Origin of the sequence: Streptococcus sinensis (genome assembly GCF_000767835.1) — a bacterium.
In the GTDB taxonomy this organism is placed as follows: domain Bacteria; phylum Bacillota; class Bacilli; order Lactobacillales; family Streptococcaceae; genus Streptococcus; species Streptococcus sinensis.
Map to the genome: position 1 here is coordinate 1 of NZ_JPEN01000107.1, position 9007 is coordinate 9007.

The following is a 9007-nucleotide window of genomic DNA, read 5'->3' on the forward strand; positions in this document are numbered from 1 at the left end:
CACTGCGTCTTGCTCGACAATCCAAAAACAATTGAGAGGCTAGGACTTTTGTCCCAGCCTCCTCTTTATTTTGTACGCATTTCTCCTTGCGGGAAGTAGGTGCCTTCTGGCATATCGTTAATAATGACATGGACAGCAGACTGAGGTGCGCCTGTATTTCTGACAACGGCTTCAGTTACTTCCTTGGCAAGAGCTTTTTTCTGATCCAGAGTACGACCTTCAAATAAATCAATTCTGACAAATGGCATATTTTCTGCCTCCTTTATTTCGTTAATATTATTTTATCACAAATGAGGTTTGAAAGAGTGGTGAATTGTGGTAAAATAATAGGAAGTATGGTCAGTCTTCTCAACAAAATTTTTTACAGAGTTGGAAGTCCTATAAAAGACAATACTTAGAGAGAAAATGTAGAAATAAAAATGGCTCAATTATATTATAAATACGGCACAATGAATTCGGGCAAGACCATTGAAATTTTAAAAGTGGCCCACAACTATGAAGAACAAGGTAAGAGTGTGGTTATCATGACCTCGGCTGTTGATACACGCGACGGTTTTGGTGTCGTTTCCAGTCGCATTGGTATGAAGCGTGATGCGCTAGCGATCGAGGATCAGACAGATATTTTTGGTTATATTCAAAGCCTGCCTGAAAAGCCCTACTGCGTTTTGGTTGATGAGGCTCAGTTCTTGAGGCGCCATCATGTCTATGATTTGGCAAGAGTGGTGGATGAGCTGGATGTTCCAGTTATGGCTTTTGGTCTGAAAAATGATTTTCGCAATGAACTCTTTGAAGGCTCCAAACACCTCTTGCTCTTGGCTGACAAGATTGAGGAGATTAAAACCATTTGCCAATATTGCTCTCGTAAGGCCACCATGGTTTTACGGACTGATAACGGAAAGCCGGTTTATGACGGAGAGCAGATTAAAATTGGCGGCCACGAGACCTATATCTCAGTCTGTCGCAAGCACTATTTTAACCCTGACATTAAATAATCCAACGATAGAAACAAAGGAGATGATGAAAAATCTATGAATATCTATGAACAGTTACAAGCAGTGGAAGACCGCTACGAAGAGCTTGGCGAACTATTAAGTGACCCAGATGTGGTCAGCGATACCAAGCGATTTATGGAGCTTTCTAAAGAAGAAGCCAGTACTCGCGATACAGTAACGACTTACCGCGAGTATAAAAAAGTCCTGCAAAACATCACAGACGCTGAAGAAATGATTAAAGACGCCTCTGGTGACGCTGATTTGGAAGAAATGGCCAAACAGGAGCTTAAAGATGCCAAGGCTGAAAAAGAAGAATACGAGGAAAAACTAAAAATCCTCCTTTTACCTAAAGATCCAAACGATGATAAGAATATCATTTTGGAAATCCGCGGTGCTGCAGGTGGTGATGAGGCGGCTCTCTTTGCAGGCGATTTGCTGACTATGTATCAGAAGTATGCGGAAGCCCAAGGCTGGCGTTTTGAAGTCATGGAAGCTTCAATGAACGGTGTCGGTGGTTTCAAAGAAGTTGTAGCTATAGTTTCGGGGCAGTCGGTCTACTCTAAGCTCAAGTATGAGTCTGGCGCTCACCGCGTACAGCGGGTTCCTGTAACCGAAAGCCAAGGCCGCGTTCACACCTCGACGGCAACTGTCTTGGTTATGCCAGAAATCGAAGAAGTGGAATACGATATCGATCCTAAGGACCTGCGGGTAGATATCTACCACGCATCTGGTGCTGGCGGTCAGAACGTCAACAAAGTGGCGACAGCTGTTCGTATTGTCCATCTGCCAACCAATATCAAGGTTGAGATGCAGGAAGAGCGGACCCAGCAGAAAAACCGTGAGAAGGCTATGAAGATTATCCGTGCGCGTGTTGCTGACCACTTTGCGCAGATTGCCCAAGACGAGCAAGACGCCGAGCGTAAGTCGACTGTCGGTACTGGTGACCGTTCAGAGCGTATCCGTACCTATAACTTCCCGCAAAACCGTGTTACAGATCACCGTATCGGCTTGACTCTGCAAAAGCTAGATACCATCTTGTCAGGTAAATTGGATGAAGTTGTGGATGCCTTGGTGCTTTATGATCAAACGCAAAAACTAGAAGAGCTGAATAAATAATGACATTAGCTCAATATTTGGCTGAATTAGAACAAGAGCTGGTAGCAGCTGGAGAAGAAGCAGAAAGCCTGTCTTTCGTTTATCGGGCACTCAATGAGCTCTCCTTTACCGACTTTGTTCTCAAACTTCGGGCAGAAGTTAGCCAGGAAGAACGTGAAAAGCTAAAAGCGATTCAAGAGCAGCTGCTTGCTCACATGCCGGCCCAGTATATCATTGGGAACAGTGACTTTTACGGTTTGACTCTCAAGGTTGATGAGCGGGTGTTGATTCCAAGGCCTGAGACAGAGGAGCTGGTGGAGCTGATTTTGTCAGAAAATCCTGAAAAATCTCTGTCTGTCTTGGATATCGGCACCGGCAGCGGAGCCATTGCTCTTGCACTGGCAAACGGCCGTCCAGACTGGCAGATTACCGCTTCCGACATTTCAAAAGAGGCTCTTGCCTTGGCGGCAGAAAACGCTCAGTCCTGCGGACTTAACCTAGCTTTTCTCCAATCCGATTGCTTTGAAGAAATTAGTGGAAGATTTGACATTATCGTCTCCAACCCGCCCTATATTTCAGAAGCGGATAAGGAAGAAGTCGGCCTCAACGTTCTAGCCTCAGAGCCTCATATGGCCCTCTTCGCAGAGGAGGATGGTTATGCCGTCTATCGGAAAATAGCCGATCAGGCAGGGGAGCATCTCACAGAAAAAGGAAAAATCTATCTGGAAATTGGTTACAAGCAAGGAGATGGTGTCGGGGAGCTATTAAAAAAATCATTCCCGCAAAAACGAATCCGAGTCCTGCAGGATCAATTTGGCAAGGATAGAATGGTGGCGATGGACAATGGATAAGATAGAAAAGACTCTGGCAGCAGGCGGAGCGGTTGTCCTGCCGACGGAAACAGTTTATGGACTTTTTGCCCAGGCCTTGAACGAAGAGGCGGTTCAGCAAGTTTACGAATTAAAACGAAGACCTCATGACAAGGCTCTCAATCTCAATGTGGCTAGCTTGGAAGAAGTTTACCGTTTTTCTAAGAACCAGCCCAGTTATCTAGAAAAACTCTATCAAGCCTTTCTACCTGGGCCACTGACTATCATTCTCCAAGCCAATGACCAAGTCCCAATCTGGATTAACTCAGGCATGAAGACCATTGGTTTTCGAGTTCCCAAGCATTCAATTACATTGGATTTAATTCGAAAATACGGTCCTTTAATCGGGCCATCCGCCAATCTTTCTGGAAAAGCCAGTGGAACTGATTTCCAGCAGATTATGCTGGATTTTCAAGGGCAAGTATCGGGACTAGAAGATGATGCTTCCTTGACAGGTCAGGATTCAACCATTCTGGACTTGTCTGGAGAAAAGGCACGTATTTTGCGCCAAGGAGCCATTACTCGCGAGGATATTCTTGCCCAAGTAAGGGATATAACATTTTAACTTTTAGGGGGCCTAGCGCCCTATTTTCTCAAAAGAAGGAGACACCTTATGATTTTTGACCAAGAAGACTACAAAGCATTTGACCCAGAGATTTGGGAAGCAGTTGCTAAAGAAGAAGAACGTCAGCAGCATAATATTGAGCTGATTGCTTCAGAAAATGTCGTTTCTAAAGCTGTCATGGCTGCTCAAGGTTCTATTTTGACCAATAAGTACGCTGAAGGCTATCCTGGTCGCCGTTACTATGGTGGGACAGATGTAGTAGATGTGATTGAGAGTCTGGCGATTGAGCGCGCTAAGGAAATTTTTGGTGCTAAGTTTGCGAATGTGCAACCTCACTCAGGCAGCCAAGCAAATTGTGCTGGTTATATGGCTTTGATTGAGCCGGGCGATACTGTTATGGGTATGGATTTGTCTGCCGGCGGCCACTTGACTCATGGTGCGTCAGTCAGCTTCTCTGGCCAAACCTATAATTTTGTACCTTATAGCGTTGATCCAGAAACAGAATTGCTGGACTTTGATGCCATCCTCAAACAAGCCAAGGAAGTGCAGCCTAAGCTGATTGTGGCAGGTGCTTCAGCCTATTCTCATATCATCGACTTTTCAAAATTCCGTGAAATCGCGGACGCAGTCGGTGCCAAACTTATGGTCGATATGGCTCACATCGCTGGCTTGGTCGCTGCTGGTCTCCATCCGAGCCCTGTGCCTTATGCGGACATCACAACCACGACGACCCACAAGACTTTACGCGGACCTCGTGGCGGCTTGATTTTGACAAATGATGAAGACCTAGCTAAGAAAATCAACTCAGCTATCTTCCCAGGCATTCAGGGTGGACCATTGGAACACGTCATTGCAGCCAAAGCAGTTGCCTTTAAAGAAGTGCTAGATCCAGCTTTCAAGGTTTATGCCCAGCAGATTTTGGACAATGCCCAAGCCATGGTGCAAGTCTTCCGTCAGCATGATAAGTTCCGTGTGATTTCTGACGGTACTGAAAATCACCTGTTCTTGGTTGATGTCACTAAGGTTGTAGAAAATGGGAAAGTGGCGCAAAATCTCTTAGATGAGGTCAATATCACGCTTAATAAAAACTCCATTCCTTACGAAACCCTGTCACCATTTAAGACTAGCGGAATTCGTATTGGTACAGCAGCTATTGCAGCTCGAGGCTTTGGTGTAACAGAAAGTATCAAGGTGGCTGAACTCATTATCAAGGCTCTAGAAAATGCTGAAAATGAAGCGGTGCTAAATCAGGTACGGGCGGAAGTTCGCGAACTGACAGATGCTTTTCCGCTCTATGAGGGTCTGAACTAAGATGGATATTTACGTAAAAAAAGCCATCATCCATCAATTTAGCCCAGCTGATACGGACTTGCTGTTGGCGGATAAGTTTCTCAACATCACTCCTAAGATTGAAGAATACCTGCGTAAGAAAATCGAGCGAGTCTATTCTGATGAGGCTAAAACAGGTATTTTCGATCCCGAAAACGTCTTTTTAGCCCAACTTTCAGACGACTTACTGGAAACATCCGTGACGGTGGCCAAGCTTTGGCAGGAGGAGTTTTCTGTCAGTGAGAACCAGAAAACCAATGATTTGATTTTCGTCCAGTTTGATAAAGAGGGTGTGGAGCACTTTGCTTTTCTGCGGATTGCTCTGCGAGAAACCCTGACCCATTTGGGTGGCGAGACGGACAATCCTATCAAACTGACTCAGAACAATCTGCCTGGCTTTGGTACGGGTGCGGACGAGGCTTTGGTCATCAATCTCCAGTCTCGCAAGTACCATCTGATTGAAAAGCGCATCAAGTACAATGGTACCTTTCTCAACTATTTTTCTGACAATCTCTTGCAGGTCAGTCCCAAGATTTCACCAAAAAAATCCATCAAAACTCTGGAAAAAACAGCTCAAAAAATTGCTGAAAGTTTTAATACAGACGACTTCCAGTTTCAGTCCAAGGTCAAATCCAGTATTTTCAAAAATCTTGAAGAAAATGACGAATTGTCACCAGAGAAGCTGGCAGACGAACTTTTTGACAGTAATTTGACGGCTCGCCTTACTTTTATTGACCAAGTTAAGGAAACCGTACCAGAGCCAATCAAGTTTGACGAGATTGACAGCAGTCGCCAGAAAAAGAAGTTCGAAAATCAAAAATTGTCCCTTTCTAATGGAATAGAACTGATCGTTCCCAATAATGTCTATCAGGATGCTGAATCCGTGGAATTTATCCTGAATGATAACGGAACTTATTCTATTCTTATCAAAAATATCGAGGATATTCAAAGTAAATAATGTTTAAATTTATCAGAAGGCTGATTTTGCTCATCGTTCTGGCTGCCATTGCGCTTAAAGGCTATCAAGTCCATCGTGATGTCAAGCAGGTTATGACTTACCAAAGTTTAGTCAGAGAAGTACTGGACGAGCAAGATACGGCTGCCAATGAAGAGCTGGTTCTTGCTATGATTTACACAGAAACCAAGGGAAGAAACACTGACCTCATGCAGTCTAGTGAGAGCGCAACAGGCGAAATCAATTCGATTACAGACAATAAAGAAAGCGTCCGTCAAGGGATTCAGACTTTATCAAATAATCTGGAGCTGGCTAGTGAGAAAAAAGTTGATGTCTGGACGGCGGTTCAGGCCTACAATTTTGGTCAGGCTTATATTGACTATGTAGCCACTAATGGCGGTGAAAATACCCTTGAATTAGCTAAAAAATATTCAAAAGAAGTGGTAGCGCCAAGCTTGGGAAATGTAACCGGTAAGACCTACAGTTATTATAACCTGATTTCCATATTTAACGGCCCTGAACTCTATATCAACGGCGGCAATTATTATTATTCCCGTCAGGTTAAAATGAATATGTATATTATTCGCCTTTTAAATTGGTTTTAAAAAGAAAAGTTAGAATGTTCATTTGATATTCCAACTTTTCTTTTTTGTGTATCGTGAAATATTTTATTTGTCTCCTCTCAACTAAGAATGAGTCAAAAGTTGACATTTTGTCAAAAAAAACAACTTTAAAAAATCTGTTTTTTTTGATTGGTTTGAGGTATAATATAAGACGAACATAATATCAATAGTTATGCTCTAAGCTTATAAAAAAATTAGAAGAAGGAGAAATTTATTATGAAGACAAAGAGGTGGATAGGCTTCTTTTTATCTTTACTAACGATTTTTACTGTTCTAGGATTTTGGAATGTCCAGCGGGTATCTGCTGCTGATGTTACCGATAAGGCTAAATTCGAGAATTTGAAAGTCACAGTTGCTGAAACTGGGAGTGACTCACATATCATTATCGGTCCAAGCACAAAAACTGTTGAACTAAAATACTCGGGCGACTTCTCATTTCCTGGTGTACAGGCGGATGAGATTAAGCCGGGGGATTACTTTATAGTAAAAGCTCCAACTAATTTGGATTTACAAGATCAGACTCTAGATCTCATCGATAAAAATTCAAATACAAAGATGGGGACTGTACAGGTAGATAGCAAGAACCATCAACTGCTTTTCACTTTCAATGACAAGGTCAAGGATAAGCAAAATATCCGTGGGAGCTTTGTTGCGACTGCACAGCAAACAGTTGAAGGAGTAACTAAGAAGGTCACCTACACTTTGCCAGGAGGCGTGACGAAAGAAATCGAATTTGAGGTGAAAAAGTATCCTAAGCTCCCCCATGAAGGCGAACTGGTTTTTAAAAGTGGTATCAATGATCCGAAATTACCTAGAATTACATGGCATGTGCGGATTAACCGTTCTAAGACGGATATGGAGAACCACACTATTAAAATTACAGATAATATCGGCTTAGGAGCCCTTGCGTCTTATATTGAAAGTTCCTTTGAACTATCTGAAGTAGAGTACGAGACGACAGATAAGAACTATGCTGCTTTAAAGCATAGAATTAAAGTGTATAAAGTGACAACGGATCCTGAGGAGTATAAAAAGGATCCAGACAACACGGGCTTGCTGACTTTTACAAATGGTAAACGTGGATTTGAATTGCTCATGCCGACCAATATGGGTACCAAGAGTTTTTACCTAAGATATCTCACCACATCGCCGGCAGATACCTCAGAGGTGAAAAACTCCGCTCAATACTTGTTAGATAACGAACCTCAATTAATTTGGAAAAAAAGGGAAAACACAATCGAAACAAGAACCGAGCACTCTTCAACTCTTAAAACGGTTAAGTCTGTAGGTGCTACTGTTACTGCTGATATCGCTGGAAAGATCAAAATCACAAAATTCGATGAAGCTGATGCAGATGTTAAGTTAGAAGGTGTTGAATTTGATATCATTGATAAAGCTACTAATAAAGTAGTTCAAACAGTGCCAACAGATAAAGACGGGATTGCTCTTTCAAAGGCTCTCAGTGATGGTAAGTATATCGTCAAAGAAAAGACTCCGAAACCAGGCTATCAGGTAAATAGTCAAGAGTTTGAAGTGGAGATGAAAGATGGAAAAGGTGTTCCCCTCAATATCTCTAACAAACGTGTGACAGTTGACTTTGAAGCAACCAAGATTTGGGTAAACGGAAAAGCAACTGACTACAAAGAAGTCAAACTCGGTTTGTATGTCCACAAAGAAGGACAAACTGTTGCAGATTCAAAACCTGTTACTGGGAACTACACCCCTGAAGTAACCGTGTCGAACGGTGTTTACACTTATAAATGGAAAAATCAACTTCCTGAACGTGATGTTGATGGAAGCAAGCTAGTTTATTCTGTTCGCGAACTTGAAGATCAGACGGGTCTTCCTCTGAAAGAAGGAGAGAAGGTTGCAGTTGGCGATAACAACTACATCATATCTTACAATGCAGACAAGACTCAAGTAACCAATACTTATGAAGTTCCAAAGATAAACGTGACGGCTAAGAAAGTCTGGGTTGGCGGTCAGGAACGTGTTCGTCCAACATTTTACTTCAAACTCTACCGTACACCAGAAGGTGGAACGATTGAAGAAGTGGCTGGTGTTGAAGAAAAAGAAGTTCCCAAAACAGATGGAACTATAGAATGGACAGACCTCCCTGCGACAGATGAGCACGGTGTGAAGTACACTTATAGTGTGATGGAAGTCGATGAAGAAGGCAATCTCATCGTAGATACGATAGATGGTTATACTCCTAGCCAAATAGACCCTCTTACTATCAAAAATACCTATAGCGCTTCACCAGCTGAGGCTGTAATTGAAGCTAAGAAAAAATTGGAAGGTCGTCCAACAGAGCTTCAAGACGAAGAATTTGAATTTATCTTGAAAGACAATGATGGAAAAGAAGTTCAAAGAATCAAGAATAAAGGTACTAATGCTGATGGAACTGGTCGCGTAGTCTTCAATCCTATTAAATTTACAAAAGAAGGACATTATCAGTACACCATTGTGGAAGCAAAAGCAGGTGAAACTGAAAATGGTATCACCTATGATAATAGAACAGTTCCTGTAATTGTACACGTCTATGATAATGGAAGAGGTCAGCTGGTTGCCTGGGTTGA

Annotated in this window: 9 protein-coding genes; 8 read left to right on the forward strand and 1 reads right to left on the reverse strand. The window is 42.6% G+C overall.

Going from position 1 to position 9007, the window contains the following annotated elements; all coding sequences use genetic code 11:
- Window positions 1-65: 65 nt before the first annotated feature.
- A complete protein-coding gene (locus tag SSIN_RS09120) occupies window positions 66-266 on the reverse strand; it encodes a 4-oxalocrotonate tautomerase (protein WP_280513277.1) in 201 nt (66 codons plus the stop codon).
- Window positions 267-419: 153 nt separating this feature from the next.
- On the opposite strand from SSIN_RS09120, the gene SSIN_RS09125 reads away from it, so the two are divergent.
- From SSIN_RS09125 to SSIN_RS09160, 8 genes are all read left to right on the forward strand, one after another.
- Entirely contained in the window at window positions 420-992 is a 573-nt protein-coding gene (locus SSIN_RS09125; RefSeq protein WP_037618193.1) for a thymidine kinase, read from the forward strand.
- 36 nt (window positions 993-1028) lie between these two features.
- Entirely contained in the window at window positions 1029-2108 is a 1080-nt protein-coding gene (prfA, locus tag SSIN_RS09130; RefSeq protein ID WP_037618194.1) for a peptide chain release factor 1, read from the forward strand.
- Entirely contained in the window at window positions 2108-2938 is an 831-nt protein-coding gene (gene prmC / locus SSIN_RS09135) for a peptide chain release factor N(5)-glutamine methyltransferase (protein ID WP_037618196.1), read from the forward strand. The genes prfA and prmC overlap by 1 nt, the downstream gene beginning before the upstream one ends.
- Window positions 2931-3521 (forward strand): L-threonylcarbamoyladenylate synthase, encoded by a 591-nt coding sequence (locus SSIN_RS09140; protein ID WP_037618198.1) that lies wholly within the window; start codon window positions 2931-2933, stop codon window positions 3519-3521. Before prmC ends, SSIN_RS09140 begins: the two co-directional genes overlap by 8 nt.
- 48 nt (window positions 3522-3569) lie before the next feature.
- Window positions 3570-4832 (forward strand): serine hydroxymethyltransferase, encoded by a 1263-nt coding sequence (gene glyA / locus SSIN_RS09145; protein WP_037618199.1) that lies wholly within the window; start codon window positions 3570-3572, stop codon window positions 4830-4832.
- Window position 4833: 1 nt separating this feature from the next.
- On the forward strand, window positions 4834-5808 hold the full coding sequence (locus tag SSIN_RS09150) for a nucleoid-associated protein (RefSeq protein WP_037618201.1): 975 nt from the start codon (window positions 4834-4836) through the stop codon (window positions 5806-5808).
- Window positions 5808-6410 (forward strand): lysozyme family protein, encoded by a 603-nt coding sequence (locus SSIN_RS09155; protein ID WP_037618204.1) that lies wholly within the window; start codon window positions 5808-5810, stop codon window positions 6408-6410. The genes SSIN_RS09150 and SSIN_RS09155 overlap by 1 nt, the downstream gene beginning before the upstream one ends.
- Before the next feature lie 234 nt (window positions 6411-6644).
- Window positions 6645-9007, forward strand: a 2363-nt coding sequence (locus SSIN_RS09160; protein ID WP_156956321.1) for a Spy0128 family protein, incomplete at its 3' end; no start/stop codon positions are given.